1 protein-coding gene is annotated in these 376 nt (G+C 60.1%); it reads left to right on the forward strand.

Translation table 11 applies throughout. The features are described 5' to 3' along the window. Positions 1–180 precede the first annotated feature (180 nt). Positions 181–376, forward strand: a 196-nt coding sequence (locus tag SB771_RS33640; RefSeq protein ID WP_410721874.1) for a helix-turn-helix domain-containing protein, incomplete at its 3' end; no start/stop codon positions are given.

Raw genomic sequence — 376 nt, forward strand, 5'->3', positions numbered from 1 at the left:
GTACGTTCCGCAATCGAGTCCGGATATAAGTCCGCAACCACCCTTCTCGCTACGAACAATTACCTTGCAAATGGGAGGCGACCATATAAGAAATGTCGTGTTCTGCTCTGGGTATGCTTGCCGGTTCCCCGCGGGATTACGGAGCCGGCCATGCATCCAGCGACACTGGTGACATTGAACATGCGCGAACTCGACCGACTGAAGGTGATCCAGGCTGTGGTGGACACCGGTCTGAAACCTGGACGTGCTGCCGACCGGCTGGGCCTGACGGTGCGGCAGATCGAGCGGCTGGTAATCCGGTATCGTGAATCAGGCGCAGCGGGCCTGGTCTCACGCAAACGCAGCCGACCGGGTAACCGGCGGCTGGACGACGACG

Origin of the sequence: Burkholderia sp. SIMBA_051, assembly GCF_046534915.1 — a bacterium.
GTDB classification, from domain to species: Bacteria; Pseudomonadota; Gammaproteobacteria; order Burkholderiales; family Burkholderiaceae; genus Burkholderia; species Burkholderia ambifaria.